The organism is Candidatus Poriferisodalis sp. (assembly GCF_965208485.1).
In the GTDB taxonomy this organism is placed as follows: Bacteria; Actinomycetota; Acidimicrobiia; order Acidimicrobiales; family Poriferisodalaceae; genus Poriferisodalis.
This window is the reverse complement of the sequence record NZ_OZ242344.1, coordinates 2,882,542-2,908,315: the sequence shown is the minus strand read 5'-3', so window position 1 is coordinate 2,908,315 and position 25,774 is coordinate 2,882,542. Positions and strand designations below refer to the sequence as shown.

Annotated in this window: 19 protein-coding genes, 1 tRNA gene and 4 pseudogenes; 14 read left to right on the top strand and 10 right to left on the bottom strand. The window is 66.5% G+C overall.

What is annotated here, in order from left to right; all coding sequences use genetic code 11:
- Positions 1 to 38 precede the first annotated feature (38 nt).
- Positions 39 to 123 (top strand) — tRNA-Tyr (locus tag ACOGXQ_RS13630).
- Between the two features lie 19 nt (positions 124 to 142).
- Here the strand turns inward: ACOGXQ_RS13630 and ACOGXQ_RS13625 are convergent.
- The 3 genes and pseudogenes from ACOGXQ_RS13625 to ACOGXQ_RS13615 all read right to left on the bottom strand — a co-directional run.
- Positions 143 to 919, bottom strand: a complete 777-nt coding sequence (locus ACOGXQ_RS13625) for an SDR family NAD(P)-dependent oxidoreductase (RefSeq protein WP_419944179.1) — start codon at positions 917 to 919, stop codon at positions 143 to 145.
- Between the two features lie 151 nt (positions 920 to 1,070).
- Positions 1,071 to 1,190: pseudogene (locus ACOGXQ_RS13620) on the bottom strand (IS5/IS1182 family transposase); the annotation flags it as partial.
- Positions 1,191 to 1,306: 116 nt separating this feature from the next.
- Positions 1,307 to 1,882, bottom strand: a pseudogene (locus ACOGXQ_RS13615) (transposase); the annotation flags it as partial.
- Positions 1,883 to 2,154: 272 nt separating this feature from the next.
- Between ACOGXQ_RS13615 and ACOGXQ_RS13610 the strand changes: the two are divergent.
- The 3 genes from ACOGXQ_RS13610 (at position 2,155) to ACOGXQ_RS13600 (ending at position 4,568) form a co-directional block, all read left to right on the top strand.
- Positions 2,155 to 2,934 carry a TIGR04255 family protein gene (locus ACOGXQ_RS13610; RefSeq protein ID WP_419944178.1) on the top strand — a complete coding sequence of 260 codons (780 nt, stop codon included), beginning with the start codon at positions 2,155 to 2,157 and terminating at the stop codon, positions 2,932 to 2,934.
- A 95-nt stretch (positions 2,935 to 3,029) separates the two neighbouring features.
- Positions 3,030 to 3,602 carry a hypothetical protein gene (locus ACOGXQ_RS13605; protein ID WP_419944177.1) on the top strand — a complete coding sequence of 191 codons (573 nt, stop codon included), beginning with the start codon at positions 3,030 to 3,032 and terminating at the stop codon, positions 3,600 to 3,602.
- A 3-nt stretch (positions 3,603 to 3,605) separates the two neighbouring features.
- Positions 3,606 to 4,568: a hypothetical protein gene (locus ACOGXQ_RS13600; protein ID WP_419944176.1), complete on the top strand. Its 963-nt coding sequence runs from the start codon at positions 3,606 to 3,608 to the stop codon at positions 4,566 to 4,568.
- A gap of 120 nt (positions 4,569 to 4,688) precedes the next feature.
- Here the strand turns inward: ACOGXQ_RS13600 and ACOGXQ_RS13595 are convergent, their stop codons facing one another.
- The 3 genes and pseudogenes from ACOGXQ_RS13595 to ACOGXQ_RS13585 all read right to left on the bottom strand — a co-directional run.
- A complete protein-coding gene (locus tag ACOGXQ_RS13595) occupies positions 4,689 to 5,591 on the bottom strand; it encodes an ISL3 family transposase (RefSeq protein WP_419944175.1) in 903 nt (300 codons plus the stop codon).
- Positions 5,592 to 5,814: 223 nt separating this feature from the next.
- Positions 5,815 to 5,997 (bottom strand): annotated as a pseudogene (locus ACOGXQ_RS13590) (hypothetical protein); the annotation flags it as partial.
- 106 nt (positions 5,998 to 6,103) lie between these two features.
- A pseudogene (locus ACOGXQ_RS13585) lies at positions 6,104 to 6,403 on the bottom strand (ISAzo13-like element transposase-related protein); the annotation flags it as partial.
- Between ACOGXQ_RS13585 and ACOGXQ_RS13580 the strand changes: the two are divergent.
- Both ACOGXQ_RS13580 and ACOGXQ_RS13575 read left to right on the top strand, forming a co-directional pair.
- Positions 6,362 to 6,487: a hypothetical protein gene (locus ACOGXQ_RS13580; protein ID WP_419947402.1), complete on the top strand. Its 126-nt coding sequence runs from the start codon at positions 6,362 to 6,364 to the stop codon at positions 6,485 to 6,487. The pseudogene ACOGXQ_RS13585 and the gene ACOGXQ_RS13580 overlap by 42 nt on opposite strands.
- Before the next feature lie 320 nt (positions 6,488 to 6,807).
- Positions 6,808 to 8,088: an ATP-binding protein gene (locus ACOGXQ_RS13575; RefSeq protein WP_419944174.1), complete on the top strand. Its 1,281-nt coding sequence runs from the start codon at positions 6,808 to 6,810 to the stop codon at positions 8,086 to 8,088.
- A 24-nt stretch (positions 8,089 to 8,112) separates the two neighbouring features.
- On the opposite strand, the gene ACOGXQ_RS13570 is transcribed toward ACOGXQ_RS13575, so the two are convergent.
- On the bottom strand, positions 8,113 to 8,244 hold the full coding sequence (locus tag ACOGXQ_RS13570) for a hypothetical protein (RefSeq protein ID WP_419944173.1): 132 nt from the start codon (positions 8,242 to 8,244) through the stop codon (positions 8,113 to 8,115).
- Positions 8,245 to 8,546: 302 nt separating this feature from the next.
- On the opposite strand from ACOGXQ_RS13570, the gene ACOGXQ_RS13565 reads away from it, so the two are divergent.
- Complete coding sequence (locus ACOGXQ_RS13565; RefSeq protein ID WP_419944172.1) at positions 8,547 to 9,221, top strand: hypothetical protein; 675 nt, start codon at positions 8,547 to 8,549, stop codon at positions 9,219 to 9,221.
- 84 nt (positions 9,222 to 9,305) lie between these two features.
- Here the strand turns inward: ACOGXQ_RS13565 and ACOGXQ_RS13560 are convergent, their stop codons facing one another.
- The gene (locus ACOGXQ_RS13560) at positions 9,306 to 10,688 is read right to left on the bottom strand and encodes an ammonium transporter (protein WP_419944171.1); all 1,383 of its coding nucleotides are present in this window, start codon (positions 10,686 to 10,688) and stop codon (positions 9,306 to 9,308) included.
- Positions 10,689 to 11,073: 385 nt separating this feature from the next.
- Here ACOGXQ_RS13560 and ACOGXQ_RS13555 point away from each other — a divergent pair, with 385 nt between their 5' ends.
- The 5 genes from ACOGXQ_RS13555 to ACOGXQ_RS13535 all read left to right on the top strand — a co-directional run bounded on the left by ACOGXQ_RS13555 (position 11,074) and on the right by ACOGXQ_RS13535 (position 18,852).
- Positions 11,074 to 12,321 (top strand): hypothetical protein, encoded by a 1,248-nt coding sequence (locus ACOGXQ_RS13555; protein WP_419944170.1) that lies wholly within the window; start codon positions 11,074 to 11,076, stop codon positions 12,319 to 12,321.
- 177 nt (positions 12,322 to 12,498) lie between these two features.
- Positions 12,499 to 13,338 (top strand): succinate dehydrogenase cytochrome b subunit, encoded by an 840-nt coding sequence (locus ACOGXQ_RS13550; RefSeq protein ID WP_419944169.1) that lies wholly within the window; start codon positions 12,499 to 12,501, stop codon positions 13,336 to 13,338.
- A 101-nt stretch (positions 13,339 to 13,439) separates the two neighbouring features.
- Positions 13,440 to 15,395 (top strand): fumarate reductase/succinate dehydrogenase flavoprotein subunit, encoded by a 1,956-nt coding sequence (locus tag ACOGXQ_RS13545; protein ID WP_419944168.1) that lies wholly within the window; start codon positions 13,440 to 13,442, stop codon positions 15,393 to 15,395.
- Positions 15,396 to 15,463: 68 nt separating this feature from the next.
- Positions 15,464 to 16,225 (top strand): succinate dehydrogenase/fumarate reductase iron-sulfur subunit, encoded by a 762-nt coding sequence (locus ACOGXQ_RS13540; RefSeq protein ID WP_419947401.1) that lies wholly within the window; start codon positions 15,464 to 15,466, stop codon positions 16,223 to 16,225.
- A 185-nt stretch (positions 16,226 to 16,410) separates the two neighbouring features.
- Positions 16,411 to 18,852, top strand: coding sequence for a hypothetical protein (locus tag ACOGXQ_RS13535; protein WP_419944167.1), 2,442 nt, complete (start codon positions 16,411 to 16,413; stop codon positions 18,850 to 18,852).
- A gap of 52 nt (positions 18,853 to 18,904) precedes the next feature.
- Here the strand turns inward: ACOGXQ_RS13535 and ACOGXQ_RS13530 are convergent, their stop codons facing one another.
- Positions 18,905 to 20,335: a PQQ-dependent sugar dehydrogenase gene (locus tag ACOGXQ_RS13530; protein WP_419944166.1), complete on the bottom strand. Its 1,431-nt coding sequence runs from the start codon at positions 20,333 to 20,335 to the stop codon at positions 18,905 to 18,907.
- A 63-nt stretch (positions 20,336 to 20,398) separates the two neighbouring features.
- On the opposite strand from ACOGXQ_RS13530, the gene ACOGXQ_RS13525 reads away from it, so the two are divergent.
- On the top strand, positions 20,399 to 20,890 hold the full coding sequence (locus tag ACOGXQ_RS13525; RefSeq protein ID WP_419944165.1) for a pyridoxamine 5'-phosphate oxidase family protein: 492 nt from the start codon (positions 20,399 to 20,401) through the stop codon (positions 20,888 to 20,890).
- Positions 20,891 to 20,986: 96 nt separating this feature from the next.
- On the opposite strand, the gene ACOGXQ_RS13520 is transcribed toward ACOGXQ_RS13525, so the two are convergent.
- Positions 20,987 to 21,889 (bottom strand): HDIG domain-containing metalloprotein, encoded by a 903-nt coding sequence (locus ACOGXQ_RS13520; protein ID WP_419944164.1) that lies wholly within the window; start codon positions 21,887 to 21,889, stop codon positions 20,987 to 20,989.
- A 238-nt stretch (positions 21,890 to 22,127) separates the two neighbouring features.
- Between ACOGXQ_RS13520 and dnaE the strand changes: the two genes are divergently transcribed.
- On the top strand, positions 22,128 to 25,679 hold the full coding sequence (gene dnaE, locus ACOGXQ_RS13515) for a DNA polymerase III subunit alpha (protein WP_419944163.1): 3,552 nt from the start codon (positions 22,128 to 22,130) through the stop codon (positions 25,677 to 25,679).
- Positions 25,680 to 25,774: the final 95 nt, after the last annotated feature.

The following is a 25,774-nucleotide window of genomic DNA, read 5'->3' as shown; positions in this document are numbered from 1 at the left end:
TGTCGGTGCCAGGTGCGCCGGTAGCCTGCCCACCTCTGGGGTCGGTGCCCGAGCGGACAAAGGGAGCGGGCTGTAAACCCGTCGGCTTCGCCTACGGAGGTTCGAATCCTCCCCGGCCCACCAGCGCGCCGCGCGCCGCCCTTCAGCGGCCGGCGCTGTAGCCGCCGTCGATGGGGTAGAGGCTGCCGGTGATGTAACCGGCGTCGTCGGAGGCCAAGAACGCCACGAGGGCTGCGACCTCGTGGGGTTCGCCGTAGCGCTGCGCGGGCAGGCGCTCGGCGAACGCCTTGCGGACCTCGTCGGCGTCATCGCCGCCGATGAAGGTCTCGAGCGAGCGCATCATGCGCGTCTCGATCGGCGATGGGCAGACGGCGTTGACCCGCACGCCCGAGGTGGCCAGCTCGAGGGCGGCTGACTTGGTGAGACCGGCCACGGCGTGCTTGCTGGCCGAGTACGGCGAGATGCCCCGGGCGCCGAACAGACCCGCCACCGATGCCGTGTTCACAATGGCGCCGCCTCCGCTGGCGACCATGGCGGGGGCGGCGTACTTGATGCCCAGCCACACCCCGCGCACATTGACCGCGATGACCCGGTCGAAGTCCTCTTCGGGGTAGTCGACCATCGGAAAATAGGTGCCCTCGATGCCGGCGTTGTTGAACAGCACGTCGACGCGGCCAAAGTTGTCCATGGCCGCCTGCACGTACCCGGCGACCTCGTCGGACTTGGTCACATCAGCGCCGACGGCCAGCGCCGCGGCGCCGTGAGCCTCTGCCGCAGCGACCGCCGCACCCAAGTCGGCCGTGGCCAAGTCCACCGCTACGACCGAAGCGCCCTCCGAAGCGAACCGCTCACACGCAGCCAACCCGATCCCGCCGGCCGCCCCCGTCACGATGGCCACCCGTCCCGTAAACCTGCTCATGACGCCTCCCTACAGCTGGTCTGAGGATCCCGCCGACCGTACTGCCGCGACGCGACCCGTGCGGCGCCAGTGGGCGTGGTGGCAGAGGATCATGCGGGTGGGGGAGTACACCAACACGACGCTGCCGTGCTGGTTGAAGACCTCGTTGCGGGGTGCGCCGGCCGATCGCGAAGCGCCGGTCGGCGGTGTTCTGGGCGACATGAGGCGTGAACCCCGCTTTGCGGGCGTCGGCCACGAACCCTGCGGTGTCATATGCCCTGTCCGTGCCGACGATGTGCTGTCGCGTCCGTTGGGGACTCGTCGCAGCGTCGGCTGGTCGGAGATTATGGGCTCTTCGCGCCAGGCGTCGCGGACCTCGCCGCGTGGGCCGCCGGCGGCGAGCAGGCCGACCAGCTTCGTGCGGCCTCGCTCGGTGATGCGCTCGGCGGCTCGCAGCAGCAGGCGGCGTGTCCGGCAGAGCGCGTCGTGTTTGGTTCCCCGCCCGCCGGTGGTGCGGTTCTGGACGCGTCTGCGCACGTCGTCGACGGCCGGGTTGGCGAGCTTGATCGCGGAACGGGTCGGCGATCTGGGCCGTGTGCGGCACGGTGCCGCCGAACGCTTTGCGGTACGGGCCTGAGAGGCCCCGTCACCGCCCAGCGGATGCGTTGTCGCCGCTGCGACGTGCGGCCCCGGATCCGTCTGGCGGCGCCCTCGGCGCTGCGGCCAGCGACTGTGTCCAACAGGACGCCTCTGTGCACGCCGACGACGGTGTCGCCCCAGCGCTCGCAGCGACAGGGGCCGCGGCGGAACATCAGGATCTCGTCGAGTCCCAACGCCGTGACGCCGTCGGTGCGGCCCGCATCGGCGCCGAGCAGCGTCCGGCCCCACCGGTGCACTGCTGCCATGGCGGTGTGCCCAGTTGCAGCCACCTCGGCGGCGATCTCGCTGCCCGCCCGCGCTCTGCCCGCCCGCCGTGCCGCCCATCGCGCCGCACGGGATGCCATGCGCGCCCTGAGCGGCGCGACAGCGGGATCCTGATCGGTGAAGGTGGGCGAGGTTCAGAGTGCGAAGCGACCGGAGCGCGCTGGCCCCGTCTTGGGCCTTGGGCTTTCGCGTGCGGAGCGCACGAGGCGCACCGCGATGCCTCGTTTCCGCAGGTCAACCGCCTAAGCCGGTTTTCGCGTCTCGCCGAGTGCTCGCTCTGTAGTATGTGAAGTGAAGTGTGAAGCATGGCAACTTGGACCCTGACCCCGAAGATGCCGTTCGGCGAGAGCGTGGAGCGCGTACACCTGGATCGCGATCCGCTGGTGAGAGTCGTCGCCCAAGTGCGCTTCGCCCCAATCCTGAGCGTACGCGAGCAGAGCTTCGTCGCTCCTTTCCAAGAGGCAATCAGGCATGCGTACCCGCTCGTCGAGAAAGAGACGCAGCAGGAAGTCGCGCTAGGGGCCAGCGGCGCGCTTCAGATGTCTGATTCCGCGCTCTGGAGGTTCTGGGGTGTCGAGCGCAACTGGCAGGTGACATTGGCCGAGAACTTCGTCTCTTTGGCGTGCAGCGACTACAGCGATCGGGACGACTTTCTCTCCCGCTTGGCAGATGCCCTCAATGCGGTCCGTGAACATATCCGACCAGGCCATATCAGCCGGGTGGGAGTCCGATATGTGGATCGGTTGAGCGGCCACGAGATGCTGGACCGGCTGCCTGAGTTCGTCCGCCCTGAACTGCTCGGACTGTCAAACGCTGAGCTTGGCGAGGGAGTCACCGTCAGAGGGATGATGCAGGCAGAGTTCAGCATCCATGAAGTGCGCCTCTCGGGGAAATGGGGTCATCTGCCTCCCGGGATGACCCACGATCTGTCGCTTGATGCGTTGGACGAACTTAGCTGGATACTAGACCTTGACGCGTTCACTGAGGTTGCGGAGCCATTCGATTCGGAAGCTTGTGAAGCAAAGGCGGGTCGGTACGCCGACATCGTCTACGGATTCTTCAGGTGGGCAGTCTCAGATGAATTCTTGGTAGCTCATGGAGCGGAGCAATGAAAATCAATGTGACTCAAGAGCCACTCGGAACAGGGGCATCGATTTCGAGAGCCTCCGACAGCGATTCGTTCGGTTTCGCGTTCAGGTTTGTGACCATGAGTGCGCCGACCATGGAACACGACGAGGCGGCAGCGGAACAGTCTGTCATGACTCGGTATGCGGGTCTGCTGGCCGGCATATTCTGTGACGGTTCTTGGGATGAGGTCGCGGCTCATGTCGAGTCGGCAGCTTCGACTTCATCGCAGGGAGTATTCACGCGTTGGATGGAGAGCAGCCCGCATCCGACACCTGAAATGGCCTCGCGGGTCCGCCAGCTGAAGGAAGACTCAGCCCTGACTTGGGACCAACTCCGGCGCCTGTTCGGCGTAAGCCGACGCGCCATCCATATGTGGGCGGCAGGCGCGCAGATGAATTCATTCAATGAGGAGCGCCTGACTGAGCTGGCTCAGATTGTTTCGGAACTGGGCTCTACCCCACAGGAACGCCGCGATGCCCTCATGAGGCCAGCACCAGACGGCGGGCGATCCAGATTCCAAGAACTCGCGCTCGCAAGAAGCGTGAAGCGAGACTTCGACATCGAAGCGCTGACTGAGTCGGCAAGCGGAGGGCGTACTGCCCATGGAGAGTTCGTTTTCGCGGAGGTCATTGACGACGAAGAAGAACGCTGATCCGTGTCTTCAGCATCCAAGTGGCTGACAGAGGATCAGTGCGAGCAGCTTCGTGAGTTTCGCCAGGGGGATGTTCTGTCCTCACTCAAGCGGCACACTTGGCTCGCGCATGGTGACTCGCCAACAACTGAACACGCTCGTCGCAATGTCGAAGCAGGGCATCTGTCTGCTATTGGTGAAGATGCTCCGCACGGCCACGCCATTCTGACGCAGACATGTGATCTCATGCCACGACGAGGCATTGACCCACCGTTTGTGGCTCTAGCGCCGCTAGCACAGCTTGAAGGGAACTACGCCGCCCAAGGCCGTCTCGGTCGACTAACGCGCTACGCGCACCTCCCGGCGTACAGAGACGGCTCGTATTTTGCGGACCTAGAGCGAATCATCACCGCAGAGTCGGGCGTTCTCCTATGGCACGGGTGCGCAGAAGGACTCTCAAACGATCAAGAGCGCAATGACTTCACTCGGGCAGTAGCTCGCAAATTCAACCGATTTGCCTTCCCAGATGATGTGCCAAGATCGCTTGACAAGTGGCGCAGTCATGTGGTCACGAAACACGGCAAGGAAAACAGCCCGGAGGGGGCCTTCTACAGGGAAGCTCTTGATGTGCGGATTTCCGTCGATCCTGACTGGGACAAGGACGCATTCGCTATCACAGTCATACTCCTGTTTCCTCCGGATTTTCTGCCCGAGATCGATCCTCTTGTCAATCCGCCGACTGGCGTGGTGCACAGTGTCAATCGGTTGTCAGCTGCGGAAATCGCCCACCAATTGCAAGAGCGCATTGATGATCCGAGTCGCGCATTCTTGATGTGCGATCGGCTTCAGAAACTCTGGTCAGAGCAGTGCACGCCCATGGGAGCAGTCAAGGAGATCAAGTTCGAATTCATCTCCGCCGAGGTAATGACGGTCTACGACTATCGCAGGTCTTTCTCGTTCGACCTGGAATTCCTCTCATCCTCCTGAGGCGAGCGACTACAACCGACATTGGATACACGGTCGTCGATGTGGCCGCGGCAAGAGTAGGGAGTTAGAGACTGTGCTGTAGGCAACGCGTTCCGAAATCAATCCCAGAGCGTTCCGAATTCAGAGCACAAGCGTTCCGCGGCAGCTTGACTCAAAACCATAGCCGCAGGTCAGGTGACTACAATTTGAGCCTTCGTCTTTTGTTGGGATGGGGGCTGCTGGGTTCGGCGGGTTCGGGCTATGAGTGTTCCGCGGGCTTCGAGGTTCGTGTGGTTGGTGAAGCCGTGGGCTTTGCGGCGTAGGACTCGGGTGGGGGTTGTTGGTGCCTTCGATGCGGCTGTTGCTGGGCTGGCCGGTTTGGTGCCAGTCGAGGATCTGGGGATGCCAGGCGAGGAAGGTGTCGACGACGTCGCTGAACTCGGGTATGTCGCCGGTGCGGTAGATGTCGGCGAGCCGGTCGAGCGCTTCGAGGGCGCCTTTGCGGTCCTTGGCGAGATAGAGGCCGTGCAGCTCGCCGAGCGCGTCCCAGGCTGCTTTGAGCCTCGGGTGGGTCTCGAAGAGCGCGTCGAGCCGGGAGCGTTCGTCTGCGCCGAGGGTGTCGGGGCGTTTCATGAGCACGAACCGTGCCCGGAACACCTCGGGGTCGAACGCCGGCTTGGCCCCTTCGGGGCGGCGCTGCACGTCGCGTCGCACCGCGGTCAGCCCGGCTGCGAACCAGCCGATCACGTGGAACCGGTCCAGCACATGGCGGGCGTGGCCGAGCCGCTCGGCGATCGCCGCCGCATAGGACTTGGACCCGTCCGAGACGACGACCTTGACGCCGCGGCGCCAGCGGTGCCCCTGAGCAGCCAGGAAGCCGCTGAGGGCCGCCTCGCTGCGGTGGGGCACCATCGCGGGCACCTCCCCGGTGTCGCCGTTCACCAGCACCGTCACATACCGGTGCCGCTTGCGGATCGAGGTCCCCTCCACCAGCAGCACCCCCGCAGCGCCGGCGGCGGCGACGCGAGCCGACCAGGCCCGCATAGGCGACCACCAGCGCGTTGACCAGCTCCCAGCTCAGCCCATGACGCTTCGCAGCAGTGTTCACCGTCATCTGGCGGGCGTCTTGGACCAGACGCCGCGCCAGACGAGCCGTGACGCGGCCCTCGAACGCCGGACGGGTCTCAGCAAAGCGCCGCCCGCACGGCCCGCACACCATGCGCCGCCGCTCCCACACCAGCGTCACCGGCCGGCCCGACACCTCCAAGTCCCGCACCTCGTCGCCGCGGCGGTCGTGCACCCGCCCGCTCGGCGTCCCGCAATCCGCACAGCACGGGCGGCGCACCGTCGAGCACACCCGCACCACCAGCACCTCGGGCGCGCCGACGATCACCTCCACCACCTCAGTCAGCGACAGCCACAGCCGCACCGACACAACACCACGCCTCATCGAGGCCCCCCAGGGATCGGCGTCAGACACACCGATCCCAGCAGAGCCTCAACCCCTACCCGAGGACCCTCAACCCGACCCCATCCCAACAAAAGACGAAGAGCCTCCATTTGCTGGTGCCGGGCGGGTAGTGGGCTACGGTGATCTCGAGGCCGGTCTCGGCGGCGAGGCGGGCGAGGTGCCATTTCCAGGCGCGTGGCCGGTAGCCGTTGGAGCCGCCGGCGTCGGCGGTGACCAGCAGGCGTGTGGCGTTCGGGAACCGGTCGCGGCCGAGGGTGTCCCACCATCTGCGTATGGAGCTCACGGCGAACTCGGCGAACTCGGCGCTGTCGCCGACTGCTGGCGCGGGACGTTCGAGCGACAGCTGCCTCGCAGTGCGCGCAACATCGTGTTCGCCCTTCGGGACAAGCGGAACGACTGGGCGCACAACAAGCGATTTCGCCTGAACGAATTGAGGTCCACAACCCGGCCGGTTTCGACAGCGACGTGATTCGCAACGTCAATGAGAACACCCGAGAGCTCGACTTCGAAGAAGGCGCCGACGTCACGCCCGACCGAGCGGCGTTCGGAAGCTAGGAGACCGCTGATTTATTCGGATTCGGGCAAGTCTGCAACGCTCTGACCTGCGGCTTTGTGCCCATGAATCGGCGATTTCGGCAATTGCTCAGCAGTCTCCTAGACAGTCATATGGTACATCGATGGATGAACATTTGGCTGATCATCTATCAGCTATTTGGCTGGTTAGACTCTCTGCATTTGGTACATTGTCCAAGCGGAAGGCAATAGGCGCGACATAGGAAGCGAGACGGTGTGCCCGATGGAGACACCAATGCGCGGGGTATGGGCTACCTGCCGCGCGTCATCGACACTGAGGTCCGAGAGTGCCTGAGGGGTCTGCCGGCCGTGCTCATCGAAGGGCCGCGAGCTTGCGGAAAGACGTCCACCGGGCGACAGCATTCCTCGAGCGAGGTGATGTTCGGTGCCGACGCTACGGCGCGCTCCGCTGCCGAGGTTGACCCTCATCGCCTGCTGCGGGGGCCCCGACCTCGACTCCTCGACGAGTGGCAACTCGTCCCCAGCATCTGGAACCAAGTTCGGGCAGCCGCCGACGAGACCGGCAGCGCGGGCAGCTTCGTCCTCACCGGCTCGGCCACCCCCACCGACGACCTGACACGTCACACCGGCACCGGCCGCATCACCCGGGTGCAGATGCGTCCCATGTCGCTCTACGAGTCCGGTCTCTCGAGCGGCGAGATCGGCATCCACGAATTGTTCGCCGCCCGCACCGATTCTGCCGCCGCCACCGATACGGACCTCGGCGATCTCATCGACGCTATCTGTCGAGGCGGATGGCCCGCCTGCCACGCGATGGAACTCGCTGCCGCTCAGCGCTACTGCCTCGGCTACATCAACGAGGTCAGCCGGGCTGACATCGCCCAGCTCACCGGCGAGCGACGCAACCCCATCGGCGTCATGCGTCTCATCCGATCCCTCGCCCGCAACGTCGCGTCGGAGGCATCGGAGCGCACGCTCGCCTCCGACACCGGCGGCCAAGAGCCTCTGCACCGCGCCACCGTGGCCAGCTACCTCGACTGCTTGCGACGACTTCTGGTCGTCGAGGAGCTTCCAGCGTGGACAGCCGACTTGCGCTCTCGCGCCCGGCTCCGGCAAAGTCCCAAGCGGCTGTTTGCTGACCCGTCGCTGGCAGTGGCGGCGCTGAGAGCCAACCCGGCCCGGCTCGATGCCGACCACGCATTGCTCGGTCTGCTGTTCGAAGCGCTCGTGGTGCGGGACTTGCGGGTCTACGCCCAGGCACAGGGCGGCGAACTCCACCACTACCGCGACAGCACCGGACTCGAAGTCGACATCATCATCGAGCGCGGTGACGGCCGCTGGATCGCTCTTGAAGTCAAGCTCGGTGCCAGTGCAGCCGTCGACAATGCCGCTGCTGCCCTGCTCAAGCTTCGCGACCGCGTCGACACAACCGTGCTCGGCCCGCCGTCAAACCTCGTGGTCGTCACGGCCACCGGCTACGGCTACCGCCGCACCGACGGCGTTCTCGTGGTGCCTCTCACCGCCCTCGGCCCCTGAACAGCGGCGCCGACGGGCGGCAAGTCAGCCGATGGCGACGACGGCGAGTTCGACGATGCGGTCGTCGTCGTAGCCGAGCACTTCTCGCAGGACGTGATCGTTGTGCTCGCCCAGGCCGGGGCCTGATCGGGTGTTCGAGTCGAGATTGAGGTCCACAACCCGGCCGGTTTCGACAGCTACGGCTGAGCTGGCAGTTGGCCGCTCATGTGGGCCTGACCGAGTAACGCTCTGACCTGTGGCTTTGTGTCCGCGAATCGGCAACTTTGGCAATTGCTCAGCAATCTCATAGCCTGCCGCTAAGCTTCTGCCGACCGCCTGCGGGCTGCAGGTCTTCACCGCATACCGTCAGGTCAGACTCTTGTTTTAATATTCTTGCCGCTTGTGCGAACGTTCATCTGCAAGTCAGCCGCTGATGTCGCCCGCAGCGATGCGACGAGAGCCAACGACGATGGGCCGACATGTATCTCTACGCAGACTTGGAATCGATTGCGCGCTCCGGCGGCTATCAGGGTGCGCGCAACGGCATCTTCCGTATCACACCGTCCGATGTGCAGAGTCTCCAGGCTGGCCTTGCTCGAAGCGGCCACGCTGACAATCACGCGCTCTCCACTGCGGTAGCGCAGCTTCGCAGATGGATGGTGCACGGCGACAATCGGCCGCCACCTGTGCGCGGGGCAGGATTCGTCCGCAGCAACGGCGAAGTGTGGATGGCGTACACAGCGTACGAGTCGCCTGCCATCGTTCGTGGCCGCGTCTCGCAACTTGAGGATCTTCGGGTGTATCTGCCCGTGACACTGCGTCCCGATTATGACGGTTCGCTGGGCGTGCGGACGAAACCGCCCATCAAGCTCAGAGCCGACGAGACGCTGGTGCTGGAGTCGCCTCTTGGTTGTGTGGCGATCGACGCCGCTGAGGCGAACAACCTGGAGCGCTGGCTCTCGGCCTCGCTGCGTCGGGGAGATCGCCTCGGGGTGCTGTGCCTCCCGGGCGCGTGGCGACCCGACGCGTCGCAAGCGCAGGAGGCTGTTCGGAATGGTCTTGCCGTAGCCGCATCAGGAGCACCCCGCGCCATGCAGCCCGCTCCGTCGTTGTCGGCACGTGATGTGGCCCTGCCCGTGTCGGCCAGGAACTGAAGAGCGCGCTGCCGGGCGGTGCAGTTCCGGTCTGGGTCTGCTGGATCCGAGGCGCAAAACCGACGCTGTGATCAGTGCTCGTGATCAGTACTCGTCGAAGTCATCCGGGGCCAGCAGGAACTCCGGATGCGATTCGATGCCCAGTTCGCCGATGTCCTGGCCGATGCGCTCGATCTCGGTGGCGACGCGTACTCCCAGCACGAAGTCGATGAGCTTCCACACGACGTAGGACGCGATCAGCACAAAGGCCATGACTGACGCAACGCCGAGGAGTTGCGTGCTGAGGGACACGTCGGTCGTGATGGCTGCCGCCAGCGTGCCCCACACGCCGGCCACAAGGTGAACCGGCACGGCGCCGACGACATCGTCAAGCTTCATCCGTTCAAGCAGCCAAGTCACCACCGTGCAGAGCACGCCGGCGATGGCCCCGATGACGACCGCCCACCAATGGTCGGCCATGGAGGGGGCAGCGGTCACGGAGACCAATCCCGCGAGTGCGCCGTTCAGGCTTGAACTCAGGCCGACGCGACCGAACACGCGGCGGCTGATGATGACCGATGCCAGCATCCCGGACGCCGCAGCCAGGTTCGTGTTGATCAGCACGGCGCTCATGATGATCACGTCCTGCGGCGTCGCCAGCGAACCGTGCGATCCCGCGTTGAAGCCGAACCAGCCGAGCCACAGGATCAAGACCCCGAGCGTCGTGACCAGGACGTTTGACGGCGGCGTGGCCTTCACGGTGCCGTCGAGGCGGAACTTGCCGAGGCGGGGGCCGACGATCATCATGCCGACCAGCGCGGCGCACCCACCCACGGTGTGCACCACAGTCCCCCCGGCGAAGTCCCGGAAGCCGGCCTGCTCCAGCCAGCCGCCGCCCCAGATCCACGCGCCGACAGTGGGGTAGATGAAGGCCGTGAGGAACACGGTGAACAGCCAGAACGACCACAGCCTGACGCGCTCGAGCATCGCCCCTGAAACGATCGACGCAGTCGTCGCCACGAACAGCATCTGGAAGAGCCAGTTCGACATCGAAGCGCTGCCTGCGCCGATGGCGTCGCCGAGGCCCGAGACATCGCCGGCGAGTGCTGCGACCTCGGCATCCAACGGCGAGTAGAGGAACCGGAAGCTGCCGATGAGGTCACCGACATCGACGTACATGAGGTTGTAGCCGATGAACAGGTAGGTGAGGGCGGCGATGGAGTAGATGCCGACGTTCTTCAGGCAGATCATCGACGCGTTCTTCGTGCGCACCGTGCCGGATTCGAGCATGGTGAAGCCAGCGCACATCCACATCACCAGCGCGCCCCAGATCAGCAGCGAGAACGAGCTGATGACGAACTGAAGGTCAGATTGGCCTGGATCAGCAGCAGGCTGTGCCGCGTGCGCGGCGGCTGGGAATGCGGCTACCAGTCCGACTGCAAGCAGGACCGAGGTCGTGGCTCGGACGAACCATGACCGACGAACCATGACCGGAGCCGCCGACATGCGCCAAACGGGGGGGGGGGGGGGGTACTTTTTTGCGCGTCGAGCGGACCTCGACCTCGCACGAACCCTCCGCTGGCTTCACGGAGGCACACGATACACAACAGCAGCAAACAGTCACTAGCAAATAGTCACTGTTGTTCTTTTTCGCCTGTTCCTTTTCCCATGTCGGCTGCGTCGGCCGTGCTGACCGCTCGCGCGAACCTGACATCTCTGGGTCTCGATGGGCAATCACAGGTGCATGCGTGCGATTACCGCCCGGTGCCGCTGCCGTCGACGCACGGCCCGACGGCATTCATCGGCAACCGCCGTACGTGCGTCACCGCGGCATTGCACCGGAATGGCCGGAGATGACCGGTACCGTCAGGGTGTGGGCACAGCGAACCAGAACTGCTGGGTGCTGGCAGGCGATTGGCTGGTGCGCGCCGCCGGGCACGGCGAGTGGCGAACGGCGGCAGACCGTGGGCTCGACGAGTCGGGCTGGCAGGCAACCCCCACTGTGCGCCGATGGTGGATGGATGCCGACCTGGCCGGCGAGAGTGCCGTCCTGTACCGGCGGCACTTTGAGCTGCCGCCGGAACTGGCGGCTGAGCTCGGCGGTGCTGACAGCACGGCACGCCATGACGCTCGCTGGTGGTTCGTGGCGAGCGGTCTGTGCGACCTCGGCCACCTCTGGCTCGACGAGGCATACCTCGGCGATCTGCGGGGACGCCACTTCGAGCATGCGTTCGAGGTGAGCCATCTGCTGCGCAGCAGCAGCGATCATTTGGCTGCAGTCGAGGCGTCGCGTGGCGCAGCGCACGCAGCCAGCGGCGCCGGTTCGCATCTGCGGATCTCGAAGAGCGGGCCGGCCCGGATCGCACGCTCCCGTGCGCTGGTGATCGAGGCCAGTTACGACCGGGCAGTGCTGCGCGTCTCTGCGACCGTGGACAGCAGCGGCACACACCGCGCCGAGGTCACGACGACGGTGCTGCCCATTGACGATCCCGATGCCGGCTGGTCCGAAGACCCGACGCGTCCCCTCGCACGGCTGGGCGATGGCTTGGCCGTGTCCGAGCCTGTCCTGGCGCGCGGCCAAAACGACTTGGTGTGGCTGGTCGCGCTCGAGGGTCCGGCGCTGTGGTGGCCCGCCGGGATGGGCGACCAAGAGCAGTACTGCATCAACATCGACGTCTCGATCGACGGACGATCCAGCCACGCGGTGAGACTCCGCACCGGCGTCCGGACAGCGGTCCTGCGGAGCGGCGAGCTGTACGTCAACGGCGAGAGCTGCGGGGGCAGACCCGGCGAAGTGGCGGCGGCGCAGCACGACTTGGCCGATCGCGGCACCTATGACGACGCCGATGCGGCCGGCACCATGCTGTGCCAGCAGATCGCACTAGATCCGAATGTCTACGCCGGCGCTGAGCGCGGCCTGCGGGCGCTGGCGGCACGAGCCGCCGCGAGCGCAGCCGATCACGCCGGCCACCACCCCAGCGTAGTGAGCTGGCAGCCACTGCCTCCCCCGGGCAGGAGGCAGTGGCCGCGTGCGTTCAGCCCTTGGGCATACCGCTCCATGGCAAGCGCCATGCGTGCGGCCGATCCCACGCGCCCGGTGCTGCCACCCGACCGTCGCTGAGGATTCCGAGCCGACGAAACCTGGCCTTTTCGGGCGAGCGCCGACAGGGCGCAGCAAAGCCTCGGCGCTCGCACAGACTCGCACAGAACAGTGCTCGCAAGCAATCTGCAAGTACCGTACGGCTTTGGCGTTCTCAACCGTGAGAGTTGCGTCGACCGTCGCACCCAGGAGGAACACATGGCGCCGACTGCCACACAGGCCGCGGGGTCTGCACCTGTGTTCAAGTCCAAGCGTCCGCTGCCGTTCCCGCTGAACATCTACCAGTCAGCCATCGGCCGCAAATGGGTGATGGCTTGGACCGGCATCGGGCTGCTGGGCTTCGTCATCGTCCATCTGATCGGCAACCTGCATCTCTACGAGGGCCCGTCGCGGATGTACGAGTACGCCGAGACGCTGCGCAATCTCGGCGGCGGATTGCTGCCGCGCACTCTGCTGCTGTGGATCATGCGCATCGGGCTGCTCGCGATGTTCCTGGTGCACCTGCACTCGGCGTACACGCTCAAGGAGCGCAGCCGGCTGGCCTCGGATCGGGCCGGCTTCGTCGGCGGCGCCAAGCGATACGAGTCCAAGCGCGACTACATCGCCGCCACCTACGCGTCGCGCACCATGCGCTGGACCGGTCCCATCGTCGGCCTGTATGTGCTGTTCCACTTGGCCGACCTGACGTGGGGCTGGTGGCTGGGCGTCGCCTACGTGCGTGGCGATCCGTACCACAACGTGGTCGAATCGCTCTCGTCGATCCCGGTGGCGATCATCTACATCGTCGCCAACGTGGCACTGGCCATCCACATCTTCCACGGCACATGGAGCATGTTCCAGAGCCTCGGTGTCAACAATCCGAAGTACAACAGCCTGCGCCGCAATCTGGCGACCGTGCTGGCAGGCGTCGTGCTGGTGGGCAACCTGTCATTCCCGATCCTCACCCAGGCCGGCCTGATCGACGAGGACAACCGGGAGTGCCCGGTCAACGACACCACTGGGTTGGAATGTCTGGCCGAAGCTGCGGAGGCGCACTGAGATGGGCGCAACAACCCCGTACGAAGCAGCGAAGGCCACAACAAGCACTGCGCCGAAGCGGAGGCACATGAGATGCGACGAAGCTGCGGAGGCGCAGTGAGATGGCGATGAACGATTCCGCATCGAACGGGAGCTCGAACGGCGTGCTGGACGCCCGCGTTCCCGACGGGCCGATGGCCGACAAGTGGACGGACCACAAGTTCTCCATGAAGCTGGTCAACCCCAACAACAAGCGCCGCTTCGAGATCCTGGTGGTGGGCACGGGTCTGGCGGGTGCCTCCGCAGCCGCCTCGCTGGCCGAGCTCGGCTACCGGGTGAAGGTGTTCACTTTCCACGACTCGCCGCGCCGTGCGCACTCGATTGCTGCCCAAGGCGGCATCAACGCTGCGAAGAACTACACCAACGACGGCGACTCGGTGCACCGGCTGTTCTACGACACGGTCAAGGGCGGCGATTACCGCAGCCGCGAGGCCAACGTGCACCGCCTGGCCGAGGTGTCGCTCAACATCATCGACCAGTGCGCCGCACAAGGCGTGCCGTTCGCTCGCGAGTACGGCGGCCTGCTGGACAACCGCTCATTCGGCGGAGCGCAGGTCAGCCGCACGTTCTATGCCCGCGGCCAGACAGGTCAGCAGCTGCTGCTGGGCGCCTGCCAGGCGCTCGCCCGCCAAGTCGGCGGCGGCGGGGTCGAGCTGTACACGCGCTCGGAGATGCTGGACCTGGTGATCAAGGACGGGCGGGCCTGCGGCATCGTGACCCGCGACCTCATCTCGGGCGAGATCGCCGCGCACACCGGTCACGCCGTGGTGCTGGCGACCGGTGGCTACGGCAACGTCTATTACCTGTCCACCAACGCGATGGCGTGCAACGTCACCGCTGCATGGCGGGCACACCGGCGCGGGGCGTTCTTCGCCAATCCCTGCTACACGCAGATCCACCCCACCTGCATCCCGGCCAGCGACGAGTTCCAGTCGAAGCTGACGCTGATGTCCGAGTCGCTGCGCAACGACGGGCGCATCTGGGTGCCCGAACAGATGGACGATGCCCGTTCGCCAGAAGCGATCCTCCCCTCCGAGCGCGACTACTACCTCGAGCGCAAGTACCCGGCCTTCGGGAACCTGGTGCCGCGCGACGTGGCCAGCCGCAACGCCAAGACCGTCGTGGACCAAGGCAAGGGTGTGGGTCCGCTGCGCAACGGCGTGTACCTGGACTTCTCCGAGGTGATCGCCCGTGACGGCCAAGCAGCGGTGGCGGCCAAGTACGGCAATCTCTTCGACATGTACGAGCGCATCACGGGCGAGAACCCCTATGCGGGGCCCATGCGCATCTACCCAGCCATCCACTACACGATGGGCGGGCTGTGGGTGGACTACCACCTCATGACGACGGTGCCGAGCTGCTACTCGATCGGCGAGGCCAACTTCTCCGACCATGGCGCCAACCGGCTGGGCGCCTCGGCGCTGATGCAGGGCTTGGCCGACGGCTACTTCGTGCTCCCCTACACCATCGGCGACGACTTGGCCGCGAGGCTGGGCGAACCGGTGGTGCCGACCGACGACCCGGTGTTCACCCAAGCCGTGGCCGGCGTCGAAGATGCCACGCAGCGCTTCCTGTCGATCGGCGGCGCCCGTTCGGTGGACTGGTTCCACCGCGAGCTCGGCAAGATCGTGTGGGACTGCATCGGCATGGAGCGCACCGCCGAAGGCTTGGAGAAGGCCCTGTCGGAGATACCGGCGCTGGAGGCCGAGTTCTGGGCCGACCTGCGGGTTCCGGGTTCGGGCGCCACGCTCAACTCGAGCCTGGAGAAGGCCGGTCGGGTGGCCGACTTCTTCGAGCTGGCCAAGCTGATGGCCTGTGACGCCCTCATGCGCGAGGAGAGCTGCGGGGGACATTTCCGGGCTGAGCATCAGACGCCCGAGGGCGAAGCGCAGCGCGACGACGAGAACTTCTCGCATGTCGCCGCGTGGGAATGGCACGGCGCCGACACCGTGCAGATCCGCCACGTCGAAGAGCTGACGTTCGAAGAGGTGGCATTGACCCAGCGGAGCTACAAGTGAGCGCGACAAAGGGCCAGCACAGCCAGCGCAGCCAGCACAGCCAGACCGGCCAGCACGACGGCGCCATCTTGAGTCTCACGCTGCGCATCTGGCGCCAGGAGGGACCCGACGCACCGGGACGGTTCCACACCTTCGACGCCCCTGACGTCAGCGAGGACATGTCGTTCCTCGAGCTGCTCGACACCATCAACGAGCGGCTGATCGCCGACGGCGACGTGCCGATCGAGTTCGACCACGACTGCCGGGAAGGCATCTGCGGCATGTGCAGCCTGATGATCAACGGCCGGGCGCACGGGCACGAGGCGGCCACGACCACCTGCCAGCTGCACATGCGCAAGTTCTCCGACGGTGCCGTCATCACGGTGGAGCCGTTCCGGGCGAAGGCATTCACGGTGGTGCGCGACTTGGTGGTCGACCGCAGCGCTTTCGACCGCATCATCGAGGCGGGCGGCTATGTCTCGGTCAACACCGGCGCGGCAGGAGACGCCAACCTCATCCCGGTGCCCAAGGAGGCGTCGGACACGTCGTTCGATGCGGCTGCCTGCATCGGCTGCGGCGCATGCGTGGCGGCGTGCCCGAACTCGGCAGCGCAGTTGTTCACCTCAGCGAAGCTGGCGCATCTCAACCTGACCCCCCAAGGCCAGCCCGAGCGCTGGGAGCGCACCGAGGCCATGGTCGAGACCATGGAGCAGTACTTCGGCTCGTGCACCAACCACGGCGAGTGCACCGCAGCCTGCCCGAAGGAGATCAGCTTGGACTTCATCGCGTTCATGAACCGCGATTACGTCAAGGCCAAGATCAAGAATCGCAAGCTGGCCGGCCAGAGCTGAGCGGCCCGAACCTGACGCTGGTCGTGGCGAGATGTCCGGTTCCGACGGGTAGCTCGTCGCTGCGGCTCTTGCCGGCGGGCCGCTCTTGTTGATTCCGCCTGATCACCGACATCGCTTGGGGTGAGCGGCAGTCTCGCTGAGCGCGACCCAGAGCGCCGACGACCGAGCGATAGCGTGTCGCCCCGATGACGACCACACACGCATACGCGACTCCTCACGCCGTATCGAGCCGGCGCATCCCGCGGCGGGCCCGAGCTGCCGCCGCAGCCGTGGCACTCGCCGTCCTGCTGGGCTCAGCCGTGCTGACGACGCCCGCAGCAGCGCAGGAACGGCCGGACAATCTGGTTCGCAGCGGACCCAACCTCACGCTGGTCCTGGCGAACTGCGAACGCTGGGCCGACACGGCAGCGGCCTGGGAGCTGGCCCGCCATTCCCGCAACGCGGCCGCCGCGTGCCTGAGCACCGACGGCGTGCCCGCAGAGCTCGCCGAAGTCATCGCCACGTTTGCGCCTGATCGCGTGATCGTCGTCGGCGGTCCTGCGGCGGTGCCGACGACGGTGATGGACGAACTGACCGCCGCAGTGCGTTCGGCCTTCCGGTGGGCAGTGATACAGCAGCTGGACGGCGCCACCCGCGCCGATACGGCCGCTGCCGCCGCTCGCATCGGGCTCGACACGCCCGAGCGAGTGGGCCTCGATACCGTGGTGCTGATCGTAGCCGACGGCTGGAACGAAGCCGCTGTCGACACGGCAAGGGAGTTTGCTGCGGGATTCGAGGACGTCGCCATCGCGTATTTCTCGCCTGCCACGATCGCCGGCGGCCTGTCCGAGGCGACGGAATCCCTCATCGCTGACTACCGGCCGGCTCGGATCATCTTTGCAGGACTCGTCGGCGAAGTCGGCTCGGCCGCTGAGAACACGGTGGCTGCTGTGCTCGCTGAGCTGGAATCCGATGTCTATGTCGAACGCGTCGCCGTGGCCACAAGCGCACCGTCGCCGAGCGTGGATACTGCGACGCTCACACGCACGGCGCGCACGACGTTCGAAGCAATCAGCCGGGGCGAACGAGTCCGACCCGTTGTCGACGGCGAGAGCGAGGCGCCGCCGTTCCTGGCACTCACGGAGTCGTCGGGCATCTTCGGCGTGGGCTCGACGTTGTTCACCGTGCGCGCGGACGGCAGCGACCGCATGCTCCGCACCGTCGATCACAGCGGCTGGGCTTGGAACTACAGCCACGGGCGGCGGCTGGCTTGGGCGGATGACGAAGAACGGGTGATGATCGCGACCCCCGACGCCGAAGGCGGGCTGTTGGCGGAGAAGGGTGCATGGCCGAGGTGGGAGCCCGACGGCAGCCGCCTCATCCTGTGGAGCAACACCGACACCGACGACGACGGTCGCCTCGATTCCCTGGAGGCGTTGCTGCACGACGCTGACGGCGGCCTGATTCGCAGCTTGGGCCGGATGGATGCACGCACTTGGTACTACGGCGACGTCCCGGACTTCATCTGGTCGCGTGACGGTGCGTACGTGGCGTACGTCACCGGACTCATCAACCCCGAGACGCAGACGCTCGAGACGTCCGAAGCTGCCAGCGAGGCACGCATCGAGCCGACTGACGGCAACGCGCCGGCGGTCACCCTGGCCACCGACGCCATCATCGTGCGCTGGGCGCCGGACAGCCGGCATCTTCTCTACGCCACGCCCGCGGAGTGCGGCGACGGAGAGTTTCTCGGCATCTGGGACCTGTGGGTCGTGGCTGCCGACGGCAGCGACCCACGCCGCATCGACACGATCGATTACGCCGAGTGGGGCGTGCTCATGATCGACCCGTGGTCGCCTGACGGGAAGCACGTCGCGTACGAGGCGGTCGATCCGGATGATTGCTCCACGGAGTTGCGCGTCAGCTCTGTGGACAGCGACACCGAACCGGTTCCCATCGCCGCCGATGCGAATTTCCTGAGATGGTCGCCCGACAGCACCTACCTCGAGTACGGCGAGAAGACCGAGCGCTTGGTGACCGACTTCATCCTTCCTGAGCTGTCATGGGTCGCCCACCGCGACGGCAGCTCGAAGCGGTTCATCGGCGAGATTTCCCCGACCCTGTACGGCTGGATTTTCTGGTCGCAGGACGGCACGCACATCTCCTACAGCGAGATACTGCGCGACGACGACGGCAATGTGACGGGTTCGGTCGCCCGCACCGAACGAGCTGACGGCATGGGCAGGACGACCACGCTGACGGAATCCGGCCACTCGCTGTCGTGGTCCGGCGACGGACGTGTCGCGTATGTGGCACAGCACGACGACGACGGTGACGGCGTGCCCGAACGGGAGGCGCTGTACCTGCACACACCGGGCTCGCCAGACGACGACGTCGAACTCGTGCATACGCTGCCTGAGCCGACCCGGATCGCCATCTGGTCGCCGGACGACGGCCATCTCATCTTGGGGTCGGGTTCCATCGAGTCGTTCATCGGCTGGTTGCGCGACCGCGCGCGAGGGGTGAGCGTGTGGAGCATCGAGTCGAGCGAGCCCCGGTGGATGCATCGCCTCATCACCGACGTCACTTGGGGCGAGTGGCAGCCTCAACCGGAAATGGACGAGATGGACGAGATGGACTCCGAGTAGGTCCCGGATCTGCTCGGTCGCCGCCCGGTCGCCGTGCCGTCCCCAGCACCCCTCAGAGCGTTGCCGACTCGAGCCGGAACACGGTGTCGGCGGCGCTGAGCACGTACAGCTCGCCGTCGGCGTCCTGACCGAAGGACACGAGCGAATCACGCGGCACCGACACTCCGAGGTCGAGGCGCTCAGCCCCGCCGTCTTGACCACGCACGAGGCCCCAGAGCGCGCCGACGCAGTAGTCGCCGAACACGTAGGTGCCCTGCAGTGCTGCGATGGCGCTGCCGCGGTACACGTAGCCGCCGGTTACCGAGCAGCCTTCCGGATGCGGGTACGTGTAGACGGGAAACACGAGATCGGCGGGCGTGTCACCGCTGGAGAACCGCTCACCGCCCTCGAACAGCGGCCAGCCCAGGTTGGCGCCCGGCGACCAGCCGTCCGCTGCGAGGAGCACATGAATCTCCTCGAAACGGTTCTGGCCGACGTCGGCGATCCACAGGTCGCCGGTAAGCCGGTCGAACGAGAACCTCCACGGGTTGCGGGCGCCGTAGGCCCACACCTCGGGTGCGCCGCCGGAGGGGTACGGGTTGCCCACGGGAATGCCGTAGCCGCGGCCGCTCGGCGGATCGGGGTCGATGCGCACCAAGGTGCCCAGCAGCGTGTCTCGGTCCTGGCCCTGGTCGTAGATGTCATTGGCGCCGCCGCCGTCGCCGAAGCCGATCCACAGGTTCCCGTCAGGGCCAAACTGCACTTCGCCGCCGTTGTGATTGCAGGCGGGCTGGTCGAGGGCCACCAGGATGCGGGCGCGATCGGTCTGGGGGATGTCGCCGTCCATGGGCGCCGCAGCGATGCGGCTGTTGCGGGCCGTGTCGGTGTAGCTGAGGTAGAGCTCGTCGCCGTCGGGGGCGAACGCAATGCCCAATAGCCCGTTCTCGCAGCCTTGGCTGACCTTCGACCCGATGTCGGCGACGAGTTGCGGGGCGACGGCATCACCGCCGCCGCCGGTGGGATCCAGCAGCCACACCTGCCCGGTGAGCGAGGCGACGTAGCGCTGGCCGGTGTCGGGCTTGACCGCCAGCGCGATCGGTACCGGCACCTCCGCCACGGGCACCAAGGCAAATCTCGTCTGCGCAAGCGATCCGACGGCCGCGGGCGGTGCGCTCGTCTGCGATGCCGACGATGCCGGCGCGGCGTCCCCGATGCCGGCCGTGTTCGCTGTGCCCGTCGTCCCGGTTGTGCCCGTTGCCTCGGTCGCTCCGGTTGTGTCTGCGGGATCGGCCTCACTCGTCATTGCAGGAGCTTCACCCGTCTCCGGGGCCGGCGGGATGGTTCGCAGCGCCGGGGGCGCGGTCACGACGGGAGTTGTCCCCGCGAATGCCGGGTCCACCTGCTCCACAACGGTCCTGCCGTCGGCATCGCCCGAAGTCGATGCGCACGCACCCGCCAGGAGTGCCGCCGCAATCAGTGCGCCTGTTGCACGTACCGGCTTCACGGTGGCGACCGTACACACAGCGCTGGTGCAGAATCACGCGGGACGAACGGCGGAGGTGACCAGATGGACGCACAGAACACTGACGTGATCTGGGGCGAGTTCGCCGCGGAGTGCGACGACCTCGCATCCCGTATGCAGGCGCGCTTCGAGAGCCACCTGCACGCGGTCATGGCCACGCTGCGGCGGGACGGCTCGCCGCGGATGTCCGGCATGGAAGCACCCATACGTGACGGACACCTCTGGCTCGGCATGGAGCACACGTCGATGAAGGCGGCCGACTTGCGGCGTGACCCCCGGTTCGGACTGCACTCTGCACCCGAGAGCGGGGAGCTGCAGGGAGGCGATGCGCGCATCGAAGGCGAGGCGGTACCAGCCGACGCCTCCGAGCTCGAGACCTTCCTGCGCGGGCATCATCACGAGATCGACGACTCGACCTCGATGGCCCTGTTCACCGCCAGAATCGCTCGCGCCGTGCTCGTGCGTGTCGAGAGCCGGCACCTCGTCGTGGAGACATGGACGCCGGCCAGCGGCCTCGTCGAGCGACGCGTCGCCTAGCCGCCGCGCTGGCGCGCACCTTCGCCTGGGACCGGAGCCGCGAGATGGCCCGCTGGGCCGACATCGAGACAGCGCGAGGGCCTGCAGCTCGCTCCGCTACTGATCGGCTGTGGCCCGGGAGGCCCACCAGGTGTCGAGGCGCCGGCGCGTCTCGGCATCGCCGAGCTCGCCTTCGGTGCGGCGCAGCTCCAGCAGGAACTTCATGGCCCGGCCGACGTCGGGACCGGGCGCCAGCCCTAGGTGGGCCATGATCTCGTCGCCGTTCATCTCGGGGCGCAGCGCCCTTGCGGCCTGCTCGCGGGCCAGCCGGGCAACCCGTACCTCGAACCGATCGAGCGAGTCGTGCAGGGCCTGCAGCCGCTCGACGCGGCGCGAGGTGCAGTCGCTGCGCACCAAGTCGTTCAGGTCGCCCAGCAGCGGTCCCGCATCGCGGGCATAGCGCCGAACCGCCGCATCGGTCCAACCCGTGTCGTAGCCCTTGAAGCGTCCTGACAGATGCACTAGCCGCGCAACCTCGGCGGTGAGCCCGTCGCTGTAGCCCATCTCCGGCATCCGGCTGCGGGTCATCTTGGCGCCGACAGCCTCGTGGTTGAGGAAGGTCACCCTGCTGCCCTCGTATGAACGCGTCAACGGCTTGCCGATGTCGTGAAACAGCGCCGCCAAACGGACTCGCAGTCGCGCCGGACTCTGCATGACCACCCAGATGGTGTGTGCCAGAACGTCCTTGTGGCGATGAATCGGGTCTTGTTCCAGCTCGAGTGCCGACAACTCGGGCAGGCATTCGTCTGCCCAGCCCGACTCGACCAGTTCCCACAGCCCATCACGCGGATCTTCTTCGACCAGCACCGCGTTGAGCTCGTCACACGGAAGCACTGGGCCGAGATCGTCGGGTCCGGCCAACTCCTCGTCAAGCTCCAGCTCGCCGATGTCGTCTGGCTCGAACACAGACGAGTCGCTCTTGGGCACGGGCGCTGCCGACGCGCGCTGCGGCGTGGCCATCCCTCCATGATGCAGCCCCTTGCGCGGCCTTCCAACCATGTTTTCTGGGGGTTTCGCCGGGACGGGTCGCGGGCTGCCCGCGGATTCGCCGCGCGTCGGAATGGCCGGTCTATGTTCGATCAACGGTCGCCTCACCAGACGGCCACTGCCACAGCGCGCGGTCCCGCCGAGCGAGTCCGGCAGTCCAGCCCCGGCAGGTCCAGCCTGTCGAGTCCCCATCTGCAAGGAGCAGCCCAGCGTGGCAGCCTCGTTCGTTCACCTGCACACCCACACCGAGTACTCCCTGCTCGACGGCGCAGCACGGGTCGACGAGGTGGTTGCCGCAGCCGCAGCCGACGGCCAGCCGGCACTGGGCATCACCGACCACGGCAACATGTACGGCGTCCTGGACTTCTACCGGGCCTGCCAAGCGCACGGCATCAAGCCGGTCATCGGCACCGAGGCATACATGGCGCTCGAGAGCCGGCACGAGCGCCCCAACCGCAACCGCGCCAAGAACGCCAAGGTCGACGACACCGGCGATGACGGTGACGGCGGCGGGAAGCTCTACTACCACCTGACGCTGCTCGCCCACAGCGACGCCGGCTACCGCAACCTGCTCAAGCTGGCCAGCCGGGCGTTTCTCGAGGGCTACTACTACAAGCCCCGGATGGACTGGGAGATGTTCGCTGACCACGCCGAGGGCCTGGTGGCCACCACCGGATGCCTCGGCAGCGTCGTGCAGCAGGCACTGCTGGCCGGCGACTACGACGAGGCCCGCCGCCGGGCCGGTCGCCTGCAGGACATCTTCGGGCGCGACTCGCTGTACGTCGAGCTGCAGGACCACGGCATCGGCGCCCAGCACGACTGCAACCCCCAACTCCTGCAGATCGCGCACGACCTAGGGGCGCCGCTGCTGGCCACTAACGACCTGCACTACACCCACCAGCACGATGCGGTGGCGCACGACGCGCTGCTGTGCGTGCAGACCGGATCGCTGCGCAGCGATACCGACCGCTTCAAGTTTCACGGCGATCAGCACTACCTCAAGAGCGCAGCAGAGATGCGGGCGCTGTTCAGCGAGTTTCCCGAGGCGTGCGACAACACGCTGGCGATCGCCGACCGGGCCGAGACGAATATCGAGTTCGGGCGGGTGCTGCTGCCTCACTTCGAGGTGCCCGCTCCCTATGCCGATGCCGACGCCTACCTGCGGCACTTGGCGTTCGAAGGGGCGAAGCGGCGCTGGGACTCCGACGTGTCCCCCGACACGGCCGCGCGCATCGCCTATGAGCTGCGGGTCATTTCCGACATGGGCTTCAGCAGCTATTTCCTGATCACCTGGGACCTCATCCGGCATGCGCGTGAGAGCAACATCCGGGTGGGGCCAGGCCGCGGCTCGGCGGCCGGCTGTGCGGTCGCCTACTGCCTGGGCATCACCGACCTCGATCCCATCAAGTACGGACTGCTGTTCGAGCGTTTCCTGAACCCGGCCCGCATCTCGATGCCCGACATCGACATCGACTTCGATGACCGTTACCGGGACGAGATGATCCAATACGCCGCATCCAAGTACGGCCACGACCATGTGGCGCAGATCATCACGTTCTCCACCATCAAGGCGCGAGCGGCGGTGCGTGACGCCGCCCGTGTGCTGGGCAAGCCCTACTCGCTGGGCGACCGCATCTCCAAGGCGATGCCGCCGCTGGTCATGGGGCGCGCCACGCCGCTGAGCGCCTGCCTCGAACGCGACGAACAGCATGCCGATGGCTACGCCGCCGCAGCCGAGCTGCGCACGATGTACTCCCACGACAGCGAAGTGCGCGAGGTCGTGGATGTGGCCCGCGGACTCGAGGGCCTCATCCGACAGGATTCGGTGCATGCCGCCGCGGTGGTGATCAGTCCCGAGCCGCTCACCGAGTACCTGCCCATCCAGCGCAAGCCCGAGGCGGGGACCGACCCTTCCGAAGCGCCGATCGTCACCCAGTTCGACATGGGCGGTGTGGAAGACCTGGGCCTGCTGAAGATGGATTTCCTCGGGCTGCGGACCCTGTCGATTATCGATGAGACCGTGCGCCTCGTCGAGCGCAGCACGGGTGACCGGCTCGACATCGACGCTGTGCCGCTCGACGATCCCGCCACCTTCGAGCTGCTGTGCGTCGGCGACACGATGGGGGTGTTCCAGCTCGAGTCCACGCCGGTGCGGTCGCTGCTGAGGTCGATGCGGCCGACGCAGTTCGAGGACATCTGCGCGCTGGTGGCGCTGTACCGGCCGGGTCCCATGGCCGCCGACATGCACAACAGCTATGCCCATCGCAAGAACGGCCTCCAGCCTGCCGCTCCGCCGCACCCCGACCTCGCGGAGCTGCTGGAGGAGACCTACGGGCTGATGATCTACCAAGAGTCCATGATGCGGGTGGCCCAGGAGATCGCCGGCTACTCGATGGCCGAAGCCGACGACCTGCGCAAGGCGTGCGGCAAGAAGAACCGCGCCCAGATTGCCGAGCACCGCACCAAGTTCGTGGACGGCAGCGTGGCCAAGGGCTACACGGCCGAATTGGGCAAGCAGCTCTTCGACATCATCGAGCCGTTTGCCGACTACGCGTTCAACAAGAGCCACGCGTTCGCGTACGGACTGATCGCCTACCAGACGGCGTACCTGAAGGCCACCTACCGCACCGAGTTCTTGGCGGCAGTGCTGACGGGTTCCAAGCGCAATATCGACAAGGCCGGCGTGTACCTCGCTGACTGCCGCCAGCACGGCATCGAAGTGCTGGTGCCCGACATCAACCGTTCCGAGATGGACTTCGCCGCTGATGGGCAGACGATTCCCTTCGGGCTGTCAGCGGTGCGCAATGTCGGCATGAAGGTGGCCGAGCCGATTCTCGCCGAACGCAGCGCCAACGGTCCGTTCGCCGACTTCGAGGATTTCTGCATGCGGGTGCCGCGCGATGTGCTGAACCGCCGGTTCGTGGAGTCGCTGATCAAGGCCGGCGCGTTCGAGACTTGCGGGCATTCTCGAAAAGGGCTGCTGGATGTCTTCGACCGCATCATCGAAGCGTCGCTGCGTCGGCGGGAGGAAGCCGCCGCCGGGGTGCAGTCGCTGTTCGGCGACCCGAACGGTGAGACCGACGGAACCAACGGTGCCGACTTCAACGAGCGCATCGAGATTCCCGAGGCCGCGGCGTCCGAGCGCGAGACGCTGGCGTGGGAGAAGGAGTTGCTCGGGCTGTATGTGTCCGACCACCCGCTGTACGGCGGCGAGGCGCAGCTTCGGCGCGCGGTCGACTGCGAGATTGCCGGGTTGGGCGAGCTGTCGCCGCGCGACGACGGCGGGCAGCAGTGGGCGACGCTGGGCGGTGTCGTGCGGAGCCTGCAGCGTCGCTTCACCCGCAACGGCGAGCCGATGGCCCGCTTCATGCTGGAGGATCTCTCCGGGTCGGTCGAGGTGACGCTGTTCCCGAAGGGCTATGCGGCAGCAGGAGAGGCACTCAGCGAGGATGCCGTGGTGCTGGTGCGGGGTCGGCCGGACCGGCGCGGTGACGGCGAGACTGCGTTCTTGGCGAATGAAGCCGAGCCATTCGAGCTGCGCAAGGGACCCGTGCCGCTATGGCTGGACATGGAGCTCGTGGACCTGAACGAAAACTGGCTGCAGCGCTTCGAGCAGATGCTGGCCGAGTTCCCGGGCGACGCGCCGGTGCACATTCGGGTCGGCGACAGCGAAGTACGGCTTCCGGAGTCACGGTGGGTGGACGCCGGTGCGCTGGCCGGCCCCATGCGCGAGCTGCTCGGCGCCGATGCCGTGCGCACGTAGCCGGCTGCGCGGTCACTCTGCCTCGGCCCCCGCAGACCACTAGCCTTGCCCCTTGGCTGGGTCCGCGGCGGGTCCGCTGCGCCCGCGGCGGGTCC

What these genes read in the sequence shown, in the direction of transcription:
- ACOGXQ_RS13625 (WP_419944179.1), bottom strand. Translation starts at nt 919, where the DNA reads ATGAGCAGGTTTACGGGACGGGTGGCCATCGTGACGGGGGCGGCCGGC.
- ACOGXQ_RS13610 (WP_419944178.1), top strand. Translation starts at nt 2,155, where the DNA reads ATGCCGTTCGGCGAGAGCGTGGAGCGCGTACACCTGGATCGCGATCCG.
- ACOGXQ_RS13605 (WP_419944177.1), top strand. Translation starts at nt 3,030, where the DNA reads ATGAGTGCGCCGACCATGGAACACGACGAGGCGGCAGCGGAACAGTCT.
- ACOGXQ_RS13595 (WP_419944175.1), bottom strand. Translation starts at nt 5,591, where the DNA reads ATGCGGGCCTGGTCGGCTCGCGTCGCCGCCGCCGGCGCTGCGGGGGTG.
- ACOGXQ_RS13565 (WP_419944172.1), top strand. Translation starts at nt 8,547, where the DNA reads ATGTATCTCTACGCAGACTTGGAATCGATTGCGCGCTCCGGCGGCTAT.
- ACOGXQ_RS13560 (WP_419944171.1), bottom strand. Translation starts at nt 10,688, where the DNA reads ATGGTTCGTCGGTCATGGTTCGTCCGAGCCACGACCTCGGTCCTGCTT.
- ACOGXQ_RS13550 (WP_419944169.1), top strand. Translation starts at nt 12,499, where the DNA reads ATGGCGCCGACTGCCACACAGGCCGCGGGGTCTGCACCTGTGTTCAAG.
- ACOGXQ_RS13545 (WP_419944168.1), top strand. Translation starts at nt 13,440, where the DNA reads ATGGCGATGAACGATTCCGCATCGAACGGGAGCTCGAACGGCGTGCTG.
- ACOGXQ_RS13535 (WP_419944167.1), top strand. Translation starts at nt 16,411, where the DNA reads ATGACGACCACACACGCATACGCGACTCCTCACGCCGTATCGAGCCGG.
- ACOGXQ_RS13525 (WP_419944165.1), top strand. Translation starts at nt 20,399, where the DNA reads ATGGACGCACAGAACACTGACGTGATCTGGGGCGAGTTCGCCGCGGAG.
- ACOGXQ_RS13520 (WP_419944164.1), bottom strand. Translation starts at nt 21,889, where the DNA reads ATGGCCACGCCGCAGCGCGCGTCGGCAGCGCCCGTGCCCAAGAGCGAC.